Annotated in this window: 15 protein-coding genes and 1 pseudogene; 9 read left to right on the forward strand and 7 right to left on the reverse strand. The window is 29.7% G+C overall.

Annotated features, from left to right (window positions below):
- Nucleotides 1–208: 208 nt before the first annotated feature.
- On the reverse strand, nt 209–1,654 hold the full coding sequence (tldD, locus tag ACICP0_RS00510) for a metalloprotease TldD (RefSeq protein ID WP_395480015.1): 1,446 nt from the start codon (nt 1,652–1,654) through the stop codon (nt 209–211).
- Nucleotides 1,655–2,872: 1,218 nt separating this feature from the next.
- Nucleotides 2,873–4,522 carry a glucose-6-phosphate isomerase gene (pgi, locus tag ACICP0_RS00515; RefSeq protein ID WP_395480016.1) on the reverse strand — a complete coding sequence of 550 codons (1,650 nt, stop codon included), beginning with the start codon at nt 4,520–4,522 and terminating at the stop codon, nt 2,873–2,875.
- A gap of 1,236 nt (nt 4,523–5,758) precedes the next feature.
- Here pgi and erpA point away from each other — a divergent pair.
- The 5 genes from erpA to trpS all read left to right on the forward strand — a co-directional run bounded on the left by erpA (nt 5,759) and on the right by trpS (nt 12,936).
- A complete protein-coding gene (erpA, locus tag ACICP0_RS00520; RefSeq protein WP_395480017.1) occupies nt 5,759–6,103 on the forward strand; it encodes an iron-sulfur cluster insertion protein ErpA in 345 nt (114 codons plus the stop codon).
- 976 nt (nt 6,104–7,079) lie between these two features.
- Nucleotides 7,080–7,601, forward strand: a complete 522-nt coding sequence (aroK, locus tag ACICP0_RS00525; protein ID WP_395480018.1) for a shikimate kinase AroK — start codon at nt 7,080–7,082, stop codon at nt 7,599–7,601.
- A gap of 37 nt (nt 7,602–7,638) precedes the next feature.
- Complete coding sequence (gene aroB, locus ACICP0_RS00530) at nt 7,639–8,730, forward strand: 3-dehydroquinate synthase (protein WP_395480019.1); 1,092 nt, start codon at nt 7,639–7,641, stop codon at nt 8,728–8,730.
- A 1,988-nt stretch (nt 8,731–10,718) separates the two neighbouring features.
- A complete protein-coding gene (rpe, locus tag ACICP0_RS00535; protein WP_395480020.1) occupies nt 10,719–11,402 on the forward strand; it encodes a ribulose-phosphate 3-epimerase in 684 nt (227 codons plus the stop codon).
- A gap of 526 nt (nt 11,403–11,928) precedes the next feature.
- Nucleotides 11,929–12,936 carry a tryptophan--tRNA ligase gene (gene trpS, locus ACICP0_RS00540; RefSeq protein WP_395480021.1) on the forward strand — a complete coding sequence of 336 codons (1,008 nt, stop codon included), beginning with the start codon at nt 11,929–11,931 and terminating at the stop codon, nt 12,934–12,936.
- 966 nt (nt 12,937–13,902) lie between these two features.
- On the opposite strand, the gene ACICP0_RS00545 is transcribed toward trpS, so the two are convergent.
- From ACICP0_RS00545 to ACICP0_RS00565, 5 genes and pseudogenes are all read right to left on the reverse strand, one after another.
- Complete coding sequence (locus ACICP0_RS00545; RefSeq protein ID WP_395480022.1) at nt 13,903–14,697, reverse strand: YchF/TatD family DNA exonuclease; 795 nt, start codon at nt 14,695–14,697, stop codon at nt 13,903–13,905.
- A 21-nt stretch (nt 14,698–14,718) separates the two neighbouring features.
- A complete protein-coding gene (locus ACICP0_RS00550) occupies nt 14,719–15,714 on the reverse strand; it encodes a DNA polymerase III subunit delta' C-terminal domain-containing protein (RefSeq protein WP_395480023.1) in 996 nt (331 codons plus the stop codon).
- A complete protein-coding gene (gene tmk / locus ACICP0_RS00555) occupies nt 15,711–16,358 on the reverse strand; it encodes a dTMP kinase (protein ID WP_395480024.1) in 648 nt (215 codons plus the stop codon). The genes ACICP0_RS00550 and tmk overlap by 4 nt, the downstream gene beginning before the upstream one ends.
- Nucleotides 16,359–17,582: 1,224 nt before the next feature.
- Nucleotides 17,583–18,101, reverse strand: coding sequence for a bifunctional 3-hydroxydecanoyl-ACP dehydratase/trans-2-decenoyl-ACP isomerase (gene fabA / locus ACICP0_RS00560; protein WP_395480025.1), 519 nt, complete (start codon nt 18,099–18,101; stop codon nt 17,583–17,585).
- 35 nt (nt 18,102–18,136) lie between these two features.
- Nucleotides 18,137–19,731 (reverse strand): annotated as a pseudogene (locus ACICP0_RS00565) (AAA family ATPase).
- Nucleotides 19,732–21,581: 1,850 nt separating this feature from the next.
- Between ACICP0_RS00565 and thrS the strand changes: the two are divergent.
- The 4 genes from thrS to rplT all read left to right on the forward strand — a co-directional run bounded on the left by thrS (nt 21,582) and on the right by rplT (nt 24,731).
- Nucleotides 21,582–23,510, forward strand: coding sequence for a threonine--tRNA ligase (gene thrS, locus ACICP0_RS00570; protein WP_395480026.1), 1,929 nt, complete (start codon nt 21,582–21,584; stop codon nt 23,508–23,510).
- A gap of 3 nt (nt 23,511–23,513) precedes the next feature.
- Nucleotides 23,514–24,062: a translation initiation factor IF-3 gene (gene infC / locus ACICP0_RS00575; protein WP_395480226.1), complete on the forward strand. Its 549-nt coding sequence runs from the start codon at nt 23,514–23,516 to the stop codon at nt 24,060–24,062.
- 72 nt (nt 24,063–24,134) lie between these two features.
- Entirely contained in the window at nt 24,135–24,332 is a 198-nt protein-coding gene (gene rpmI, locus ACICP0_RS00580; RefSeq protein WP_395480027.1) for a 50S ribosomal protein L35, read from the forward strand.
- A gap of 45 nt (nt 24,333–24,377) precedes the next feature.
- On the forward strand, nt 24,378–24,731 hold the full coding sequence (rplT, locus tag ACICP0_RS00585; RefSeq protein ID WP_395480028.1) for a 50S ribosomal protein L20: 354 nt from the start codon (nt 24,378–24,380) through the stop codon (nt 24,729–24,731).
- The last annotated feature ends 299 nt before the right edge of the window (nt 24,732–25,030 follow it).

Raw genomic sequence — 25,030 nt, forward strand, 5'->3', positions numbered from 1 at the left:
TGATATAGATGGCCCTAGTAGTGATGCCTAGAGAAGTATAAATAATTCATTAATCAATATCTAATATATAGAAATTCACTGTGTTATTTTATCAACATTATTTTACAAAATTTTACAAAGTGAAAATCATATCTAATATTGCGCGTTCATTATTATAATTGACAGATATTTTTTTATGTTTGATTGTATTGTTGTCGTCATTTTGATTTTAGGTAGTGCCTCCAATTGTAATTTTATCTATTTTCAATGTTGGTTGTCCTACATTAACCGGTAAACTTTGTCCTTCTTTTTCACACATTCCTACTCCTCTATCTAATGCTAAGTCATTTCCGACCATGGAAATTTTGTTCATGATATCAATACTAGATCCAATAAGCATTGCACCCTTTATAGGACGAGTAAGGCGGCCTTTTTCAATCATGTATGCTTCTGTAATAGAAAAAACAAATTTACCTGAAGTAATGTCTACTTGTCCACCACCTAAATTTGGTGCATAGATTCCATAATCTACGCTAGAAATAATATCTGCTGGTTTTGATTGGCCAGCTAACATATAAGTATTAGTCATCCGTGGCATTGGAAGATGTGCATACGATTCTCTTCTTCCATTTCCAGTAGGTGAACTATCTAAAAATCGAGCGGATAATTTATCGTGCATATATCCTTTTAACTGACCATTTTCAATGAGCACATTATACTGTCCGGGCACTCCTTCATCATCAATAGACAGTGAACCACATAAATTATTAAGCGTCCCATCATCCACTACAGTACATAATTCAGATGCTACTTTATTTCCTATCTGTCCGCTAAAAATTGAATTACCGTGGCGATTAAAGTCGCCCTCTAAACCATGTCCTATAGCTTCATGTAATAACACTCCCGGCCAGCCAGCTCCTAATACTACTGGCATTGGACCAGCTGGAGTTTCAATAGCGGAAAGATTAACTAATGCCATATGTACTGCTTCTCGTGTCCAAATATCAGCACGTGCTTCATTTACATCTTTTTCCATGAAAAAATTATAATCGCATCGACCTCCACCACCACTAGTACCATATTCTCTTTTTCCATCTTGTTCTACATGAACATGAATAGATAAACGAACCAAAGGACGTATATCTGTGGCCAAAGTACCATCAGAAGCCGCTACCAAAATATGCTCATAAATACCAGATAAACTAGCGGTAACTTCTTGCACACGTGTGTCAACAGAACGTGCTACATTATTTATTCTATATAAGAGTGATATTTTTTCTTCACGTGATAGGCTGGACAATGGATTTATATGAGGATATGTAGGATAACATTTAATCGTTTCTAATCTTTTTATCTTTGTGTTGCCCGATTCGTTAACAATGCTACAAGCAGTTAAAGCACTTTTCTTTAGTGCCGTTAATGTAATTTGATCAGCGTAAGAAAAACCTGTTTTTTCGCCCTTGATCGCTCGTACACCAACACCTTGATTAATACTATAAAATCCATCTTTAATAATACTGCTTTCAAGTACTAAAATTTCTTGATACTTTGACTGCAGATAAATGTCTGCATAATCTAAATGTCGCGTATACATTCTTTCCAACACGGAAAAAAGATCGTTATGTTGTATATGATACGACGGGAGTAAATATTTATTAATTAATGTCATATTCATATGAATGCTCTCTCAAATAAATGGACGTTATTAGCTTTTTCAATCATGATTGAAAATCATGGTTCTCTTAAGAAAGGCCGAGTTACATTATTAATCAGAATTTAGGTCCTTATATGAATTGATAAAAAATATTTATTAATTTTTATGCTATCAATGTAATCATCTTATGTGATTTATGAAAAGAACTCTTCGGCTGTATGACCATATATATAAATCAAAATTCGATTTTTATCGACAATAAAACTTTTTAAAAATTTCTTTTTAAATTAAAAGTACTTAAAACGGATATAATAGCTGTAAGCTTCTAATCTTAATTAAATTAGTCGGATCTATTTGACATTAAATAGAACATTGCGCTTTTATATAACACCAAATCAGTCACACTCGTTACAGTATAGTACTTTTCTATATTTATATCTTTAAAATATTTTAAATATTAACAATATATAGTTCATATTATTAAATAATGCTAGATTATCTTAATGATATGGTAGAGTTCGTCAAAAGACATACGAAAACAAAAATTTTTACATTCCTTAACACAAAAATTGTTAATAGTTTTATTATGAATGATAAGACGAAGCTATATAATACATATAGCTTCTATAAAAAAGAATAACAGAAAATTGCATATTCACTCTAGATTTTAAAACAATTAAATACTTAGTTATATATAGTATTAATTACTGATACATTTGATGATTCTATTTTAATACGTACAGTTTCATGTAGCATTTAATTTTGAAATTAAAGTGAAAGAACTTATCATTTATTCATGTTAAAAACATTGCCAATATATTAAATTAACCAATCAACATCAATGCAATAACATTGAAAATTACACTGTATATCTCAAGGGAGATTATATTCAATAATTTTAGCACTATAATTAGTTTAATAATGTCGTAATGTTCTGAAAGGTTTTTAAAAGTTTATAAAATAAGATATACAACTTCAACATGAAAGGTTACATGAATATTTTAAACTAAATATTTATCTAATGAAGTGAATTAATTATTAATCTCATTCTTAGTCAGACTGATATAATCTTCTCTCATATAAAAGAAGCTGAGACAATGTTTTAAACAAGCTATTTAAAATATATTTTCAAATATATCGAAATATTTTCATTTTTATATTATTGTGTGTTTATTCATTTTTCAGCTATATAAAGTATATGCTAATTTTACAACGTTTCTTAAATTTCATAATAATTGATTAATGTCTCCAATACTTATAACGATTAATTAAACCATTAGTAGAACTATCATGTGTAGTGACTATGTCATTTTGATATAGTTCTGGTAAAATGCAATCTGCAAGATGTTTTCCTAATTCAACTCCCCATTGATCAAACGTATAAATATTAAGAATAACTCCTTGAGTAAAAAATTTATGCTCATATAACGCAATCAAAGCACCTAGATTATAAGGTGTTATTTTCCTTAAAAGGAACGAATTAGTTGGGCGGTTGCCTTCACATACTGTAAATGGCAATATATTTTTTATTTGGTCTGATGTGTGACCAGTGCTAAGCAATTCCTGTTCTATCATTGCACGTGATTTTCCAAAAGCTAACGCTTCAGTTTGGGCAAAAAAATTAGCTAATAATTTAGCATGATGATTAGAAATTGGATTATGACTAATAGTAGGAGCAATAAAATCACAAGGAACTATTCTTGTTCCTTGATGAAGAAACTGAAAAAATGCATGCTGACCATTTGTTCCCGTTTCACCCCAAACAATGGGACTTGTGTGATAATTAACAACACGACCATGACGGTCAACACATTTACCATTTGATTCCATACTGCCCTGTTGAAGATAAGAAGCTAAACGATGCATGTATTGATCATACGGTAAAATAGCTTCTGTTGCAGCATCAAAAAAATTATTATACCAGATGCTAATTAATGCCAGTATCACAGGTAAATTATGCTCTAATGGCATGCTAGAAAAATGGTTATCCATAGCATGAGCACCACTAAGCAATTTTTCAAAATTTTCAAATCCGAGAAATAATGCAATCGATAGTCCGATAGAAGACCAAAGTGAATAGCGGCCACCGACCCAATTCCAAAATTCAAACATGTTATTGGTATCGATTCCAAAGTCAGCTACTGCTTTAGCATTAGTAGATAATGCTGCAAAATGACGCGCAATATATTTTTCATTTTTAGCATTTTTTAGAAACCAATCTCGAGCGCTATGGGCATTAGTCATTGTCTCTTGAGTAGTAAATGTTTTGGATGCCACTAAAAATAAAGTTCTTTCCGGATTCAGCTTTTTTACTGTTTCTACAATATGAGTTCCATCTATATTAGATATGTAATGCATCGTAAGATGATTTTTGTAAGGCTGTAATGCCTCAGTAACCATATATGGACCAAGATTAGACCCGCCGATGCCTATATTAACTATGTCAGTTATAGTCTTACCAGTATAACCGTACCATGTACCATTAATGACCTTCTCACAAAATTGTTTCATCTTCATAAGAACTGCATTAATTTTTGGCATCACATCTTTATTGTTTATCTTGATGGGTGTATTACTACGATTACGTAATGCAATATGCAGCACTGCCCGATCTTCTGTACAATTGATTTTTGTACCTTTAAACATTGATTGAATGGCACTTTTTAAATCACATTCTTCTGCTAATGCTACTAATTTAGTAAGAGTCTCCGAAGTTATGCGATTTTTAGAATAGTCTATTAAAATTTCATCATTAAAAGTTGCTGAAAAAGATGAAAAACGTTGTGGATCTTGCTTAAATAAGTCACCAATATGAACGTTTTTTAATAGTTTAAAATGTTGTTGCAACGCTCGCCAGGCGTTTGTACGATTCGGTCTGATATTTTTCATAATAAAGTTCAATATTTATGTTAAAAGTATTAATAAAATAGAGATTTGTTTAATTATTTAATTTAGCTTAATGAATCCATTCTATTTAACAGAGTGAATTTACATCATCAATGGATGACAATTATACTTAAAATTTTTAAAAACTTATGTATAATCTAGAATTATTATCTTTTTATAATTTCTGTAAATTAAAAATATAATCTTTACATTGCTAAGTATCCTTTTAATATATTGATAATATGTAATACATCAAATGTTAATGATTATTAAAATAACGTAACATCATTACTTAATATTCATTATCTTACCTATTTAACATATTGACTGTTTCTCATATACTGAATAACAAGCGCACTGTAAATATTATGATTGTCCTAAAACAATAATCATATATTTGTATTGTAGAGAATATAGTGTGCAAAACTGAATTAATATACACAATATGCACTACATAGAAAACAAGTTATCTAAACCATTCTGTGAAAAACAATTTCAAATACAGTGGATTCACAATCCATAGGTGAAATGGTTTTAAATAACATTAGATAATAAAGATTAATTTTAAATTGTGATATTTTACATATTTAATAATTTTTTAAACATCCTTAAATTTTAATAAAATTAACATATATAAAGCACAAGGTTATGAGATTATATAGCATATATATGCTATATTTCTAGTTTGTTAGACTAGATATTGTCTAATTTTTCTGTTAATATTCGCTCTATAACATATAGGTATTTCACATATGAAATATGATCAACAGATTCATAGGCATTTTTCAATAACCAGGCTAAATATCAATTTATAATAATTGTTAATTGAATTCTGTTAATATTACATACTTTATGTGTATATTTAAAATTTAAATTTTTTAAAAAAGTTGTTTTAGAAGTTAAAATAATTGGTAAAATGATAAAAAATACATCAATAGTATTGCGATCTGTATTTTTAATTTTAAAAATTCTCTCATTTTTAGATAATATTTAAGTCTAAAATTGAAAATTTCAATACTATTGCTATTCATTAATATTTCTTTTATCCATTTAATTATCTTAATGCGCAAAAATTATCAATAAAATTGGATATTTAAAATATTCATATAATAAATATATATAAAAATTAATTATTGTTAATGCCAATATAAACTTTTATTTACAGATAATTAAATTTTAAAAAACTACATCATAGTTTAGTACGAATCATTCGGCTTTATGATTTTCTGGAATTATATTATGATTGAGACAATAAAATTACCTTTACAATTTACAGACTCAGCAGTAGATAAAGTGAAAAACTTAGTCTCTAATGAAAAAAATCCCCACTTGAAATTGCGAGTATATATTACTGGTGGTGGTTGTAGTGGTTTTCAATATGGTTTTATCCTTGATGATAAAATTAATCAGGATGATTTTACCATTGAAAAAAAAGGTGTCACTTTAGTAGTTGATTCTATGACTTTACAATATTTGTTAGGCGGATCTATAGACTATAATGAAGGATTAGAGGGCTCACGTTTTATTGTGAAGAATCCAAATGCCAAGACTACCTGTAGCTGTGGATCTTCATTTAGTATTTAAAATTCAGATATATTTTACTCGAATATTGGTGATTTATTGAGTACTAACTTTTCTATAAAAAACTTAAATTTTTCCGAATAATTTATATTTATAATGTCACTATTAATATAGTATAGATTACATCTAGTTAAATCTCTGATTATTTCTAATACTGAGTATAGATCTACATTATACAATAAACTCATTATACAATAAACTCTCAGAAAGATTAGTAATCTGACAATATGGTTAACAATACGTTTAGTTTAATAAAAATAATAGCTTATTATAATCATTTAACTGTAAATAAAGAGAAAATTAGTCGATCCATTGATAATCTAAACATAACAAAAATACAATTTGTTAAAATACTTTTTATGTTTTTCTCTTTATCAAAAAGATTAAAGTAAATTAGAATGTGTAATTATTTAATTAATCGGAGAGCATGCTCTTTCATTATGAGAATGTATGCACTATCTGTATTAGTAATACATAAAATATTAGTTGAATTTTACTCAATTCGATTGATTACATTTTATGAGACACAATAAAAACAATTTTAATATAATATTTAAAACGATATTAATTCCAATTATCTTATTAAGTATGAATATAATGAAACATACATATTAATATCATTATATAAATACATCAATATATGTTATATAAAATGCTAGCTATCTTAATATATAAATATTTTTTTTTAAAAATTCAATTAATTTATTATATGATTTATATGATCATATGAATTTAAAATATCATTTTAAATAACATGCTTTTTCCAATTACATATCGAGAATTCAATTAATGCGTGACATCGGAGGTTTTTTATGAAACTAGATAAAAATCTATTTAGTTACTAAATAATCTACAATATCAAGATAATTGCGTCTGATTCTCGTGCTTAATTTTCATGACAGTTTAATTCATTCCTGAAACTAGTTTGATTAGAGAAGGATGTTATCCTTAACAAATAATATTAGTGATATCGAACAAGATGGCAGAAAAACGAAATATTTTTCTTATTGGACCTATGGGTGCTGGAAAAAGCACTGTTGGTCGTCAATTAGCTCAACAACTTAATATGGATTTTATTGACTCAGATCAAGAAATTGAAAAACGTACCGGAGCAGATATCAGCTGGGTATTTGACGTAGAAGGTGAAAATAGTTTTCGAGATCGAGAAGAAAAAATTATCAACGAAATCACAAAAAACCAGAGAATTGTATTGGCTACTGGCGGTGGTTCGATAAAATCACGTGAAACACGTCATCGTCTTTCTTCCCGAGGCGTAGTCATTTACCTAGAAACCACTATCGAAAAACAACTATTTCGTACACAACGGGATAAAAAACGTCCACTTTTACAAGTAAATACCTCATTACGTGAAGTACTTGAAGCATTGGCAAATCAAAGAAATCCGCTTTATGAAAGTATTGCCGATTTCACTATTCGCACTGATGAACAAAGTATTAAAGTAGTTGTAAACCAAATTATTAACATGCTAAAAAAGAACTGATTTAAATTAAAAGCCATTTAACAATGTTGAGCGTCTTATGGAAAAAATTCAAGTCACATTAAGAGAATGCAATTATCCGATTTTCATCGGAACTGATTTATTCAGTAAACATACATCGTTTTGGCCCCTCACATCTGGTGATAGTGCCATGCTTATCACAAATAATCGATTAGCGGACCTTTATCTAGATGTATTAGTTAATAAATTAACCCAATTTGGTATCAAAGTTGATCATTTGGTTTTGCCTGACGGTGAGCAATATAAGTCATTAGTAATTTTAGAACAAGTTTTTTCTGCATTATTATCAAAAAATCACGGACGCGATACTACAATTATTGCTTTCGGTGGCGGTGTAATTGGAGATTTAAGCGGATTTGCTGCCGCCAGTTATCAGCGTGGTGTACGCTTTATTCAAGTACCGACTACTCTACTCGCTCAAGTTGATGCATCAGTAGGAGGAAAAACTGCAGTAAATCATCTACTTGGAAAAAATATGATCGGCGCTTTTCATCAACCAGCTTCAGTGGTAATCAATGTAGATTATCTAAATACTTTGCCACCAAGAGAAATCTCTTCAGGTTTAGCAGAAATTATTAAGTATGGCATCATTTTTGATGCTACACTTTTTAAGTGGCTTGAAAATTCTATAGAGTCGCTATTGGCATTAGAACCTCACACATTGATGTATTGTATCCGCCGATGCTGTGAATTAAAAGCTAAGGTGATAGCTGCTGACGAACGCGAAAAGAAAGGAGGACAGCGTACACTGCTTAATCTTGGACATACTTATGGTCATGCAATTGAGACGCATATGGGCTACGGTAATTGGCTACATGGAGAAGCCGTAGCTGCCGGAATCATGATGGCTGTGTACGCTGCACGTCGGCTAGGCCAATTTAGTCACATAGATACTGAACGAGTCAAGTCACTTTTATTACGCGCACATTTACCTATCAAAGGACCAGAAACAATGCCTTCAACAGCATATCTTACGCACATGATACGTGATAAAAAAGTGATTTCTGGTCAACTACGTCTAGTGCTACCAGTCTCACTAGGTCATGCCGTAACATATGCAGAAGTAGAAAACGATATAGTAATTCAATCTATTGAGGACTGTCGGATTTAAAATTAAAATAGTAATATATTTTTTTAGGAAGCACCCCATAAAATGGGTCGTTTATTTAAAAATAGAATATGAATTAGTCAAAGATACATAACTTCTAATAAAAAGTTTTTGTGTATTTGAAAAGCGTGAACTTTTAAAAAAATAATATTTAAATGTCACTTAATGGCAGGCATTGCTATGTTAGCTTTATACCAATACCAATTAGACGTATCTTAGCTTTAAGAGTCCTATTTATTAAATTTTTTCCACTCTTATTGAAATGGAATGAACAATGATGAGCACTCTCAAAACAGTATTCATCGTTCTTAATTAATTTTCAACACTCATTAAAACGTTTTCCTATATTTCTAGCAATAAAATATTCTAATATTAATTACTATACTCATATACTTGTTAGGTATAGCATTAGATTGACTATGTATTAAATATCTAATGTATCCAAAATCATTTAAATGATATTATTACTAACTCGTTGTTAATTTTATTCACAGTGAATTAGAACATCTATTCACTAAAAGATACAATAATACTTTATTGCTAGCAAAAAAGGATGAATGGCGTCATTTTTTTTCAAATGGAAAAATCATAATTCATTATCTATTACATTGCTTACGTTAAGCAAATATTTAAGCATATGGAGTACATTATTCTTGGTTGCATCAGTTAAAATTAACATTAGTCATTATTAATAAAAAATTATTAAAATTTATGCAATATCAATTGAAGAACAAATAGAAATAATTAGAAATAATATGTTTTGGATTATATCCACATAGTGTAATACCAATTATTATTATACGTTACAATTTAATTATACATTATAATTAATAACATTTAAGTTTATATACAACAACATTACTTTACTGATTGTTGAAAGTAAAAAATTTTGCTATCATCATTCCTAATGCGCATTAATGTACGAAAATTGTTCTTTTTATAGCATACATCATAGTAACAAAATTATTTTTTTCCTGCGTATACAAAAAGCAGATGAAGGATAAATAGAAACTTAAAACGAAAAATATAATAAGTATTTTTTAAGGGAACAACTTTGAGTTTGTTAATAAAAAGATATGGTATACTGCTTTATATGAAAAATATGAGAAATAGTTTAAATTATGAAGAAAAATCATATATTTAAAAATGAGCTGGAAATAGCTACTCATTAAGACTATCTAAAAATTTTTTCCAGAAAATTGCTTAATTGAACCTCTTTTTAGCATTGATTCAAGATTTGTTAATCTTGATTAAGTATGCTATACCCTCATGATAAACATCATAAGTGATTTTAGCAATCTATTTAATATTATTAAGATAACCGATAAATTTTATTCGAGATGTTTGAATAATTATTTTTTGTTAATGCTCATACTTTCTTCTGAAAGTACATTGTGCACTTCGAAAGAAATTTCATTGCTTTACTGACGCCTATCGTCATGCCATATTGTTTCTTTATTTCAATATACATTGCTATTATAATGTTTTATATCGACATCATATGATGTGAATAAAAAATGTAATATTTCTTTTGATCGTTATAAAAACTCTATTTTTATGAAATAAAATTTCATTATTTTCTATTCAAATTAGAAACACAATTTTTTATGTGAATGGTATCAATAAACTTTATTACATGCATTGCTTGGATAAGCAATATTACGATACTACTTATGTACTACTTTTAAATGGTATAAATTTTACAGCTTACTATGCAAAAATTTTGGTTTAACTGAATGAATAACAAGTAGCGTATATAGCAACAAGTTATCACACAAAACTCATCATACACCAGCAGTACTCATTGAAAATCATAAAATAACTGTATTAAAATGGTACATTGATGCCTTTCTAGTTTACATTACGTCACAGTATGCTGTACTGTTAATAGTAATATGTTCAAACGTATAGTTTTAACCAATTTATCAGCATTGTATAATTTAAAATAAATTGTTGAACTATAAAACAGTACATTGTTAAAGAGATATTGTATGAAAAAATTTTTGATAGCCCCTTCTATTCTTTCTGCAGATTTTGCACGTCTTGGAGAGGATATTACTCAAGTTCTATCTGCTGGTGCAGATAGCATACACTTTGACGTCATGGATAATCATTATGTCAATAATCTTACTATAGGACCAATGGTACTTAAAGCACTACGTAGCTATGGAATAACTTCTCTTATTGATGTACATTTAATGGTTAAGCCAATCGATCGATTAATACGGGATTTTGCATTAGCTGGTGCTAATTATATTACCTTTCATCCTGAAGCTACTGAACATGTTGATTATTCATTACAGCTTATCAAAGAATTCGGTTGCAAAGCTGGTTTAGGATTTAATCCCGCTACTCCTCTTAGCTATTTAGAATATGTAATGGATAAAATTGATATAATTTTATTAATGTCAGTTAATCCTGGTTTTAGTGGCCAATGCTTTTTGCCTTCAACATTGAGTAAAATACGTAAAGTGCGTGATCTCATTAACCAAAGCAATAGGCATATTCGTTTAGAAGTAGATGGCGGTATTAAAGTAGATAATATTGGTATAGTTGCTCGATCTGGTGCAGATATGTTCGTTGCTGGTTCTGCTATTTTTAATCAACCTAACTATCAAGTAGTTATAGATGAAATGCGATTACAATTATCAAAAGCATCACAATATATCTCGTAATTTTTTAAAAACTTACGATTTTTTCTAAGTACATTCGAATTCAAATTTTATTTTTGATCTTAAATAAGATGATCTTGTGCCTTTTGTTTTCTAATATATTCAATCAATCGTATTTATTACGCTATAGCATTACTTTATACAGTAAGTAGTTTGGATGAAAGACAGCATAGTATGAAACATGTTGAACTAAAATTAGAACTCAATGAACCAGATATCTTACTACTAATTTATAGTCAATTACTGGTTATTAATATTCTATGGCACATCATATAGTTATGAACTTGATCATATTTGTTAAATTTATTACTTGAAATAAATAATTATTTAATTTTTATAAATTACATTTTTTAAATGACAGTTTCCATTTCATGCCATTAATTGATTAAATGATCTACATTACTGACATTACTTATAAATATTCTAACATGTTAGAATACCTAAAATTTCAACATTAAATATTAAACTATTTTTTTAATTTTTTACTATTAAATGAATAATAATTCTTTAAATTAGGATATTTAAAATAATGGATAAACCTATAGTATTCAGCGGTGCACAACCATCAGGAAAATTAACCATTGGAAACTATATGGGTGCATTACGTCAATGGGTCAAAATGCAAAACAATTATCATTGTATTTATTGCATTGTTGATTTACATGCTATTACTGTTCGTCAAGAGATCCAAAAATTGCGTACCACGTCTCTAGACGTACTAGCATTATATTTGGCATGCGGAATTGATCCAATAAAAAGTACTATCTTTATACAGTCACACGTACCGGAGCATAGCCAGCTATGTTGGTTACTGAATTGCCATACTTATTATGGTGAATTGAGTCGAATGAACCAATTCAAAGATAAGTCGGTTCGGTATTCTAAAAATATTAATGCTGGACTTTTCGACTATCCAGTATTAATGGCTGCAGATATTTTACTTTATCAAACCAATCAAGTACCGGTAGGAGAAGATCAAAAACAACACCTAGAATTAAGTCGAAATATTGCTAAAAGATTCAATTCATTGTATGGCAATATTTTTACAGTACCTGAGTTATTTATGGCCAATTCTGGTGCAAGAATAATGTCATTATTAGATCCAACAAAAAAAATGTCAAAATCAGACACAAATTATGGTAACATCATTACTCTTTTAGATGACACTGAATCAGTAGTAAAAAAAATTAATCGTGCTATTACTGATTCTGATCATCCACCAATCATACGTTATGATCCTATTAAAAAGCCTGGCATTTCTAATTTATTAAATATTCTATCTTCTGCAACTGATATACCAATATCAGATTTAGAGCATGTATTTGCAGGTAAAATGTATAGTCATCTAAAAACTGCTGTTATCGATTCAGTATTGTCTATATTAGACACATTACAAAGCCGATATTACATGTTACGTGCCGACGAACCATATCTTCAACAAGTGCTGCGAAAAGGAGCAGAAAGCGCACATGCTAAAGCCAGTGTGACACTAGAGAAAGCCTATACAGCAATAGGATGTATCACTAAATTTTACTAAACAGATGTGTATTTCATCATTCTATTTGTTAAAGTTAAAAACTTACTACTCTATCATTACATTTTATTTTATATTCTTTTATATTTACTGTTATGCGTTGGTATTGAATACGATTCAAAGTATCTCAATTAATCTATTTTATAAATAAAATTAAATATATTATTTTTATTTTTAAATGTATATACAAATCCGTATTTGTAATATAACTATCATTCACATTTATCTAAGATAATAATATATTGATTTAACATAATTAAGTATCATTATGATCTAATGATTATTAAAAACATAATACCACTCTGTACAAGTAATAATAGAATATATTTAAAGTAATTTTGTTACATAAATTAACAAAAATAACATAAGACTAAAGTAAATAAATATCTATTAAGTATACTTATTAGTAAGTAAGATAATTTTTTATTAAAACATAAACATATTGGTTCATACTTATAATATTAGTGTCATAACACAACTATCATTCAATATGTCTATGATTTATGATCTAAGATCTAAGGTATCTTAGATCTAATTACTTCAATACTTAATACATTATTAAATAATAATAACAATATATTATGATAAACTTATAGTTTAAAAAGCAATACTAGTATAATATTAAGATAATTATTATTATAAAATAATAAAAATAGAAACAACCATAGTGTTTTATGTCGATATAATAAGATGTATACTTAACTATAATGTAATATGATAATTAAGATCATAATTTTACTATGGGGCAATGTTTCTTGGAACGCACACTCTTAATAACAAGATTAATGATCAGTGTTGTGCTTTACTTGCATAATATTTATTATTAACTCATCAAAATGATTTTAGTTAAAAACTTTTGATATAATAAATATTATGATAAAAGATGTAGATAGCATACTAAAAGTAGTACCTGACTCTAAATTATTTAGATTTTAAAAAAATCAATATATTACATTATGTGATTGATTATCAATGAGTCATTGATGCAATGTCTACGTGAAATAACCGGCCAAAATTATTGGTAGTGGCATCAGCTAATTGCTCTAAAGTGATGCCTTTCAGTATTGATATACACTCAGCAATATTACGTAAATAAGCTGGTTGGTTTTCTTTGCCACGGTAAGGCACCGGTGCTAAATATGGCGAATCAGTCTCTATTAATAATAAATCTAGAGGAACATATCGTGCTATTATGCGTAGTGATGCAGCATTACGAAATGTAATAATTCCAGAAAAAGAAATATAAAAACCCATATTCAGCAATATCTTAGCAGTATCTAGATTTTCGGTAAAGCAATGTAGTACACCACCACATTCGCTAGCTTTTTCTTCATGTAAGATAGAGAGTGTATCTTTACAAGCGGCACGAGTATGTATAATAACTGGTTTATTTTGTTCCCGTCCTAGGCGAATATGTTCACGGAATACAGTTTGCTGTTGTCTTTTATTATCTTCTTGATGATAATAGTCTAAACCAGTTTCGCCTATTGCTATAACTTTATCATGAGAAGTAATTAGGCGTCGAAGTTCGGTAAAATTATAAGGTTGATCGAGTTTAAGAGGATGAATACCACAGGATAACAGAACATCATTGCGCCGATCAATTATTTTAATAATAGTATTAAAATTGGATAATGTTATGCAATTTGTCAAAATTAGCTTCACATCACACGAATATGCTTGTGCCACTACATCATCTACATTTCGATGTAACGTTTCATAATTTAAAATATCAAGATGGCAATGAGAATCTACTAAAAACATACTATAATAACCTTTATATTATTACACACAATGATCGATAATATCTCTTTCCCAACTTAGTAAATAATGTGTTAGTAACAACTCATGATTAATTCCACTTATCTCATGAGATTGTCGGCGAAAACGTAACCATTTTTGCCATTGAACATGCATCAATTCCATTGACCAATGAGATGCCAGCGTCTTCACTAGATTAGACATATCAGAATTAATTAAAGACGTCTTAATATCCTGTTGCCATTTATACGTATCTACTAGAAAACTAAGTAACCAATTTAGAGGCTCACGATCTTTAGATTTATTTAATAAAGGTAGAAGTAAAAGCATATCTCTACTGGTAATAGTATTGCTTATTGTTGCACATAATGTCAATCGTTCCTTCCAACGAGTTGGTTGTAACAATTCTTCCGCTGCTTGAATAGCACCACTGCATAATCTAAGTGCTGTACAAACCACTTGTGGATCAAAAACAGTACCTGTACTGTGTAAATATTGTAAAGCCAACGATTCTTTGGGTACTGGTAATGCCCAATAAAAACATCGACTTCTAAATGTAGGTAATAAATCGGATAACTCTCGACAGCCTAGTAAGAAATAAGTTTCGTCCGATAGTTCCTCTAGAACTTTTAATAATGCATTAGCTGATTGATCAGTCAATAGATTACTATAAGGAATCCAGACTACCTTTCGACGAGATTGTCGAGGGCGAAAATGAATACTGTTAATAACAATGCGGATACTATCTATCCCTATGGTCTGATGGTCTACTTTATCTGGAGCTAAATAATAATAATCAGGATGACTATCTATCATCATTAGATGACAACTATAACACTGATTGCAACTTTTTATTCCATTTGGTTGATAACACATTAACCAACGAACAATTGCATACATTAAGGAGATTTCTCCGTTACCCTTTTTACTATGTAGCAGTAAAACATGCGGCCCCTGATCATTTTGATAACAAGATATAATTCGTTGATATGGATAATTTAACCAAGGATACCAATTCATGACATAGAACAACCTTCTTTTGTATGAAGCCAGAGTGTTAAAATTGATCGAATCTCATTGTTGACTACTTTTAAAGATCGGCTAGCGTCAATGGTAATGATTCGTTTATTTTCTACTGCTAATTCTTGATAACGCGCTCGGACACGCTCAAAGAACTCAATCGATTCAAGCTCAATACGATCTAGTTTACTGTGAGTATATATACGCTTTAGTCCTACAGCTGGTGGAATATCCAAATAAAATGTCAAGTTAGGATGAAAAGTACCTAAAATTGTAGTACGAAGCATTTTTAAAAAATGAGCATCTACACCTCGTCCTCCTCCCTGATAAGCCTGAGAAGAAAGATCATGTCTATCCCCTATTATCCAAGTACCCCTCGCTAACGCCGGCTTGATGACTTGTTCGACTAGCTGTACTCGGGCAGCATAAAGAAGTAACACTTCAGCATGATTAGTAATCGACTCATTACTTTTTTCATCTTTAATGAGCTGGCGCAGTGTTTCCGCCAATGGCGTGCCTCCTGGCTCATGAGTCATAAGTATATCATAAATTCCATGCTGATTTAATACTTTTACAATTTGTATGACAGAACTAGTTTTTCCAGCTCCTTCTAAACCTTCCAGGACAATGAATTTACCATTCATTATTTTAATGTTGTTTGTTTAATTTTCATATTGATTGATTATCTTATTTTAATTTATTCAATCAGAAGTAAACATACGTGATATTTACATTCATTATTTTAAAATAAATAAACTTACTTCTCAGTAAGTTCCATAAAAAATATAAAGTATATTTTATATAAAAAGATTAGTAATAAATATCTAATGGTATAAACATGATAATTATATCACAATATTATCTTATCAGTATGAAGATACTCAGTTTTAGTGTATATATTGTTTTGTTACGTCATTACATAATTCAATATTCTTGTATTTCATAATGTAAACAAACATATCACGATTATAATGTTCAATAAAATTGGATTCAAAAAATATGAATGGTCGCTTTTATTTTTCATTAAAATATAATCAAGAAAACTAATTTTTTCAGATGATCCATTTTAATATAAAATATAAATTTTAATAAATACTAAGATTTAGTATCTTATCATTCGAAACTTTTTATATTTATTTTTTATGTGTGTTATTCACATCTGTTAATTTTAATTAATATATGGAATAGTAATTAAATCGATGAAAATATATATCTATTACGTTATTCATATTTTTTTATATAAATCAATCAGTTATATTGTAGACATCCTTAATGTTAATTTATGTATCTATACAACACCTCATAAAGATTCTCTAAAAAAGAATGTTATATATATTAATATAATTGATATATAAAAATATTTTTATGTGTACCTCTGACGGAAAGATGTTTTTAGCGATCAAATTTTATTTTTACATACCATTAATATAGATGCATACGTCACCATGTGCTGCACTATTATTCTCTTGATAAGTAATATTAAGAAAAAGTAACGGTATTATGAATATAAATGTTATTGTATAATTTGTAGTGTCAAGCCTTGATTGGATACCCTTAAAGATTCAATAAAAAATACTATCTATATTAAAATAGCATGTAGTAATCACGTTTCATATTAAACATCGTTAATTGATTGACATAAATATAATACTGTTCGTGCACAGACATATTACCAATATATTATAGTAGTTTAAATAATATTAGTTTAAATGAAGTATTTTCAGTAATATTACTGTATTAATTATATTATCTTGATCGTATTCAAAGCATCTTTTTGGATGATTATACTATACAGTATGACAATCAATTATTTTTGAGAGACATATAATTTGAAAATAATACAATTGAATTTTATCCAAATCAATAGACTAAAAGGAATCAGTATCTTTGAATAAACCAACTTTTAAATATTGTGCAGTATATATTATTTTTTTATCACATAATACTTCACCATCAGCCATACCCATAACTAAATTACGATTAATTACTCGGCGAAAATGAATGTAATAAGTTACCTTTTTTGAACTTGGTAAAATTTGTCCGATAAATTTTACTTCGCCTACACCTAACGCACGACCTTTACCTTCGCCACCTAACCAACCCAAATAGAAGCCAACCAATTGCCACATAGCATCTAAACCTAAACATCCTGGCATTACTGGATCTCCAATAAAATGACAATTAAAGAACCACATATCCGGATGAATATCAAGTTCCGCTTCTACAAAACCTTTATTGTAATTTCCACCATCTTTGATCATTTTAACTACTCGGTCCATCATTAACATATTCGGTGCAGGCAATTGCGGACCGTCTTTACCAAATAATTCTCCACGAGAAGATGCTAATAAATCTTTTTTTGTAAAGTACTGGTTCTTATCCACCATAATTTTTCTAAACCTTAATGAATGAATTGTGCAAATTACTTAATACACAGGCGGCTTACAATACCTTTAACTTTGGTTAACCGACTAGTTAACCAACAAAAACTTCTGTAGAAAATATGACGTTCATGTAAATTAACATTGCTGAGACGCTCACGTATAAATGTCAAAAGGTTTGGAATTTCATCATGATAAAAGGGCATTGCGATCGTAATTTCTAATGCATTATTAATGGTGTCTACTGTCCAGAGAGAAAAATTCTCTTTGCGTACTTCTTCAATGACATTATCATGTAAACAAAGATGACGGAGATTAGCAGTGGGGAAAATAACTCTTTGCCTGCTGGTTAGTCCTCGCATTTTGCATAGGGTATAAAAGCCTTCTATTTTTTTATTTATTCCACTAACAGGTTGGATATGACCAAATTGATCGACCGATCCAGTCACTGCAATTTGTTGATTAACTGGCTTGAGTGCCAAGGCACTGATAAGTGCTATTAACTCTGCCAGTGAAGCACTATCTCCATCTACCTCATCATATGATTGTTCAAAAACAAGAGAGGCAGAGAAAGGAAGTTGTTGATCTAGTTTTAACACTGACATAAGAAACGCTTGCATGATCATAATGCCTTTAGAGTGAATATTACCGCTTAGTTCTATTTATCGTTCTATATTATTTTCACCATTGCCTAAATATACTACAGCTGATATGAAACGGCTCACCAAATGGTAGAGGATGGCCTGGCACATCTAATACTGATAAAATTGACTTGCCCAACCACTTGACCTTGAGTTATTATCGTGATCTGATTATCGATGATATTATCTCACATTCGTTCATTAAGATAACTTTCCCTCCAAATTTTCATTTTTTCACTATTGCATAACGAAGAAGCGGTTATAGTGTTTCGAACGTATAATGTTGCTTCTTTCAGCGTGGGTAAGCCACTGAGGACATAATGGTAACTGATATTGATCTCCACTGTAGCATGGACTGTTTAATAAGTATTGGCCAAATCTGTACTAAGTCTTGTAGTGACTGGCGTGTTGCAAGGGTATGCACCTAAGAGCACCATATTTCCATAACTTTGTTATTTACTAAACGTAATTCAGATTTAAATTCACCGTAATGTCCTAATTGAGTTAATTCAAGATTAAAATTAACAAAGTTTTTTAGTGTCTCACGATTTCCTATCAATATTATTTTTAAATTCCAACGCATTGATGGAATGTTCATTGGCAATGGATGGCTATCATTTGATAATAACCAATCGAAACGTTGTTGCAAAATTATTTGTTTTAATCATAGCCATAGTAGAGGCTGATTAACTAACGAACTGATTCCAATAATAAGCACACCACCATTGGCATAATGCACCAAACCTGGTTGTAAATTAATTGTATCCTGGTGATAAACGCAGCGTGCTAAACAGCTGTTCATATTCTACCTGAAATTGCTATATACAAACATCTTTGGCAGAAATTATCATTTAATGTACTTTGGTTGTTGGTTAATTCTTTCCTTTGTGATTACATAGTGGCTTCCTATCGGATAGGCAATTGGTAATTGCTGTTTAATTATCTCAACAATGAATTCAAAATATTCAATTTTTTCCTGTGCTTTTGAGCAACACAAATTGGCTGGAAGAACAAGAATGACAAAACTATATCAACCCATCCATTAAGCGAGCTTGAAGAACCTCTAAAGGTTTAGATAAGGGTAAGCAGGGTTGCTTAAATACCGTAATGAAATCAGAAAGATTAGGTAATAAGTAATCCCATGTTATTTTTTATTAGTCAAAATAGTAAATAAAATCGTTGTTTAAAAAAATTTATCACATAAAAAATGTTGATTCACTTTAATCTCTTTAGTAATATAGAACGTATGTATTATAAAATTCACATATTTACCTAATTCAATAAATTCGAATAATCTTACATTGCTTTTTCAAAGTTAAAAAGTATTAAACAATACTTACTAACGAATTTATAAATTTATACAGTACTGTTATTTAGTAGTCGACTCATTCAGTCTTTTATTTTGTCTTTTTAAGGGAAATAATGTTTCAAACATTCAATAACAATTTATGTCATATTTCTTTTATGATTAATATCATTTCAGAGTTCTAGATGCCTCTAATGTCAATTTTAGAATTCGTATTTTTTTAAAAAAATATATTTTTATCAAATAACTTCATAATTATATATAAAATTATTAATTATCAATTTTATATGGATTATCACTTATTTAGTATTAAAAATTCAACAAATTTAGTGTTAATAAACATTAAACTATCCTATCAATAAAAATTGATTGTCATAATTAAAAATTATAATTTTATAATTTAGATACGTCATTATAGTAACATTTTGTTATATATCTGTACTGGATATGCCAAAATTAACTTGAAATTTATTAATGTACTGTTAGTAATTTTACTGCATTTTATTAGTTTTAATATTGGCATAATCAAATTAAAAATAGTACTCCCATACTATCTCTTACACCTGTTTAAATTAAAATATAAAAAAATGAGATATTATATTTTTTAATAAAATCATAGTTCAAATATTTTTACATAAAGTATGATTTATGATTCTTTAAATTTAAGATTGTAAAATGCATCTAATTCAATATATTATACAGACTTTTCATAGTGCTATGCTTTTTATAGCATGTAATAAAAATATTGACTATTTCGAATATAATATACTGAATATAATAGTATCATTAGATTTAACAATAAATTAAGATTATTGATGTACTTAGCGTATTTATAATTATATGATTATCAGTTGATAATCAGTGTCAAAATACCTTATTGCATCGTCTTATTAGATACATTACTTATTATAATATGCACAATACGCACCTTATGGTAAGGTTAATCTCTATTTTTCATTAGATATCAAATGGAAGTAGTAAAGTATTATCTGAATAAACGCAACATGATGTAAAGTTACATATATTTCTTCTTCACTAATTTGTATTAAATTTTATATTTATTATTGGATGATTTATTTAACATGAATATTATGATGATTATATTGTTATAATCGTTCAAGTATATCATATATAGTACTGAAAAATAATGATACGCTCTAATTGTATGCAAAGCTAATAAAATTCATTCTTAAGACTAGATGTCAAAATCAGATGATTTCTAAAAGATTAGATTAAATTCATAAAACAGTTGGCAATAGATTCTAATCATACTATCATAATATAATTATGTCATTCAAAGTGAATTAACTATATGTTTGATATACAATATAATAATGTATCTCTTGAAAAGGAACCATTCTAATTTTATTAAATGTTAATCCTCATCTGTTCTGTGGTCTCATGTTACTATGTAACATACAAACAGAAATACAATGTAGTAATTTTCTTGAATTATACAATTTAATTTAAAATGCAGATAAATGAAAATCAAATGATCTAACATATGGATATTACCACATTAGAAATTGAGGAAAATCTATGCCTGTAATCACTCTGTCTGATGGCAGACAGCATCAATTTGATTATCCTCCTTCGCTTTTAGAAGTTGCGTATAGCATTAATTCTAATGTAGCAGAAGCGTGTATCGCTGGTTACGTTAACGGGAAATTAATTGATGTTGTTGACATCATTGAGAACGATAGTCAGCTTAGTATTATTACTATTAATGACGCAGAGGGACTTAAAATCATTCGTCATTCCTGCACACATTTATTAGGACATGCTATCAAACAACTTTGGCCTAACATCAAAATGGCGCTAGGTCCTGTAATAGATCAAGGTTTTTACTATGATGTGGATTTAGAACACACTCTCTCACAGAGTGATATTGTATTGTTGGAAAAAAGGATGCATGAATTAGCGGAAAAGAATTATGATATTATCAAGAAAAAAGTTAGCTGGCAGCAAGCACGTGATATTTTTATTGCACGAGGTGAAAAATACAAGGTAGCAATCTTAGATGAAAAGATCAATCATAATGATAATCTGACATTGTATTATCATGAAGAGTACGTAGATATGTGTCGAGGTCCTCATGCTCCGAATACGCGGTTTTGTCATTACTTTAAATTACAAAAAATATCAGGTGCTTATTGGCAAGGTAATAGCAAAAACAAAATGCTACAGCGTATTTATGGAACTGCATGGGGAAATCAAAAGCAATTGAACAGCTATCTAAAACATCTTGAAGAAGCTGAAAAACGCGATCACCGTAACATTGGAAAGCAACTTGATCTTTATCATATGCAGGACGAAGCGCCTGGTATGGTATTTTGGCACAATAATGGATGGACTATTTTCTGTGAACTAAAAACATTTATGCGAAAAAAGCTAAAACAATATCATTATCAAGAAGTCAAAGGACCATTCATGATGGACCGCACGTTATGGGAAAAAACTGGACATTGGGATCACTATGCTAAGTATATGTTCACCACTTCATCAGAAAATAGAGAATACTGCATTAAACCAATGAATTGCCCGGGACATATACAAATTTTTCAAAAAAAGGTGAAATCTTATCGGGATCTTCCGCTACGTATGGCGGAATTTGGCAATTGCCACCGAAATGAACCATCTGGCTCGTTGTATGGACTAATGCGAGTCCGTAGTTTTACACAAGATGATGGCCACATTTTTTGCACTGAAGACCAAATTCGTGACGAAGTGAATAATTGCATTCAAATGATATATGACATATATGATATATTTGGATTTAAAAAAATAGCAGTAAAATTATCTACCCGTCCAGAAAATCGCATTGGTAGTAATGAAATCTGGGATCGAGCCGAACAGGATTTAGTATCTGTATTAACAGAAAATGGTATCTTTTTTGATTACCAACCAGGAGAAGGTGCTTTTTACGGCCCTAAAATAGAGTTTAGTTTTCTCGATTGCTTAAATCGTACTTGGCAATGTGGCACGCTTCAATTAGATTTTTCTCTCCCTGAACGTTTAAATGCCTTTTATGTAAATGAAAATAATCAAAGGATAGTACCAATCATGATCCATCGTGCTGTTTTAGGCTCAATGGAACGTTTTATAGGTATTTTGACAGAAGAATATGCAGGTTTTTATCCGACTTGGTTAGCACCGATACAAGTAGTTGTGATGAATATTACCCATAATCAATCAAATTATGTTAAAAAACTTACGAAAAAACTTTCAGAAGCAGACGTTAGGGTAAAAGCAGACTTGAGAAATGAAAAAATAAGCTTTAAAATTCGGGAGCATATTTTGTATAGGATACCTTATATGCTGATTTGCGGAAATAAAGAAATGGAAATGAATAATGTTACTGTACGTACACGTCGCGGTAAACACTTAGGTAACATGGATATTCATAAATTGATTAACAAGCTGCAATACGAAATCTATAACCGCAGTCTTGATCTACTGGAGGAATAAAGTATTAAAGTCGGAAAACGAGTTCAATTGGCACGTCCTAATCGTATCAACCAAGAGATTCATAGTTTGGCGATTCGCTTGACAGGAATCAATGGTGAGCAACTTGGAATTGTCGGATTAAAAGAAGCGCTTGAAAAAGCTACAGAAGCGGGTGTGGATTTAGTTGAAATTAGCCCTAATGCTGAACCACCGGTTTGTCGTATCATGGATTATGGAAAATTTCTCTATGAAAAGAGCAAATCTAATAAAGAGCAAAAGAAAAAACAGAAGATTATTCAGATTAAAGAAATAAAATTTAGACCTAGTACCGATAAAAACGACTATCAGGTTAAATTACGTAACTTAGTTCGATTTTTAGAAGATGGTGATAAAACTAAAATTACTTTACGATTTCGTGGACGTGAAATGGCCCATCAACAGATAGGAATCGCAATGCTTAATCGCATTCGCAATGATTTAAATGAACTGGCAATTGTGGAATCTTTTCCTATAAAAATTGAAGGGCGTCAAATGATTATGGTTCTTGCACCCAAAAAAAGTTACAAAACTTAGTAAGTCAGCTGCTGCATATACAATTTTGTTACACTCATAATATTACTGATAATCTAAAGTAGAGAGAGTTTCATGCCAAAAATAAAAACAGTACGCAGTGCTGAAAAACGATTTAAAAAAACAGCCTCAAATGGCTTAAAACATAAGCATGCTAACTTGCGTCATCTGCTAACCAAAAAATCGACTAAGCGTAAACGTCATCTACGATCGAAAATAATGTTGTCAAAAGGGGATCAGCATTTAGTCGTACGTTGTCTTCCTTACATATAAGCGTTATTTTAGTAAATTTAAACAATTTTTTAAGAGGAGAAATACATGACTCGTGTAAAACGCGGTGTAGTAGCGCGTACACGTCATAAAAAGATTTTAAAACAAGCGAAAGGTTATCAAGGTGCCCGTTCACGCGTTTACCGTGTTGCTTGCCAAGCGGTAATAAAAGCTGCCCAATATGCCTATCGTGATCGCCGACATAAAAAACGTCAATTCCGGCAGCTTTGGATCTCTCGTATCAATGCTGCAGCACGTCAAAATGGTATTTCCTACGGCTGCTTTATCCATGGCCTCAATAAAGCGTCAATTAAAATTAATCGTAAGATTCTGGCTGACGTTGCTATTTTTGAAAAATCAAACTTTTCTGTTCTAGTTGAAAGAGCAAAAAATGCCCTGTAGCGCATCGTATTATTTTGAAGTTAAAAATACTGGCATATTATATCCTTTTACTGGAACAGTACATTTACATAGTAAATATAATGTAATGTCTATACATTATCGAAACACTTAAATGTTAATAAAAAATAATTATCAATATATTCTGATAGTAGATGAGTCGGTTTTAATTTATCATATAGTATTTTGAATGAAGTAAACGATGCTATCTTTGTACGATAGCAAAGAATTTTATCATTAGTCGAAAATTTAAATAATGAGATCGATGCTATGCGTGATGCATTTGTTCATAGTCAACTTAA

The organism is Candidatus Curculioniphilus buchneri endosymbiont of Curculio glandium (assembly GCF_964275155.1).
Lineage (GTDB): Bacteria > Pseudomonadota > Gammaproteobacteria > Enterobacterales > Enterobacteriaceae > Curculioniphilus > Curculioniphilus buchneri.

Bases quoted from the DNA above. Each gene is read 5' to 3' on its own strand.
- trpS (WP_395480021.1), top strand. From the start codon at position 11,929: ATGGATAAACCTATAGTATTCAGCGGTGCACAACCATCAGGAAAATTA.
- fabA (WP_395480025.1), bottom strand. From the start codon at position 18,101: ATGGTGGATAAGAACCAGTACTTTACAAAAAAAGATTTATTAGCATCT.
- aroB (WP_395480019.1), top strand. From the start codon at position 7,639: ATGGAAAAAATTCAAGTCACATTAAGAGAATGCAATTATCCGATTTTC.
- rpe (WP_395480020.1), top strand. From the start codon at position 10,719: ATGAAAAAATTTTTGATAGCCCCTTCTATTCTTTCTGCAGATTTTGCA.
- tldD (WP_395480015.1), bottom strand. From the start codon at position 1,654: ATGAATATGACATTAATTAATAAATATTTACTCCCGTCGTATCATATA.
- aroK (WP_395480018.1), top strand. From the start codon at position 7,080: ATGGCAGAAAAACGAAATATTTTTCTTATTGGACCTATGGGTGCTGGA.
- erpA (WP_395480017.1), top strand. From the start codon at position 5,759: ATGATTGAGACAATAAAATTACCTTTACAATTTACAGACTCAGCAGTA.
- tmk (WP_395480024.1), bottom strand. From the start codon at position 16,358: ATGAATGGTAAATTCATTGTCCTGGAAGGTTTAGAAGGAGCTGGAAAA.
- rplT (WP_395480028.1), top strand. From the start codon at position 24,378: ATGACTCGTGTAAAACGCGGTGTAGTAGCGCGTACACGTCATAAAAAG.
- ACICP0_RS00545 (WP_395480022.1), bottom strand. From the start codon at position 14,697: ATGTTTTTAGTAGATTCTCATTGCCATCTTGATATTTTAAATTATGAA.
- rpmI (WP_395480027.1), top strand. From the start codon at position 24,135: ATGCCAAAAATAAAAACAGTACGCAGTGCTGAAAAACGATTTAAAAAA.
- pgi (WP_395480016.1), bottom strand. From the start codon at position 4,522: ATGAAAAATATCAGACCGAATCGTACAAACGCCTGGCGAGCGTTGCAA.
- thrS (WP_395480026.1), top strand. From the start codon at position 21,582: ATGCCTGTAATCACTCTGTCTGATGGCAGACAGCATCAATTTGATTAT.
- ACICP0_RS00550 (WP_395480023.1), bottom strand. From the start codon at position 15,714: ATGAATTGGTATCCTTGGTTAAATTATCCATATCAACGAATTATATCT.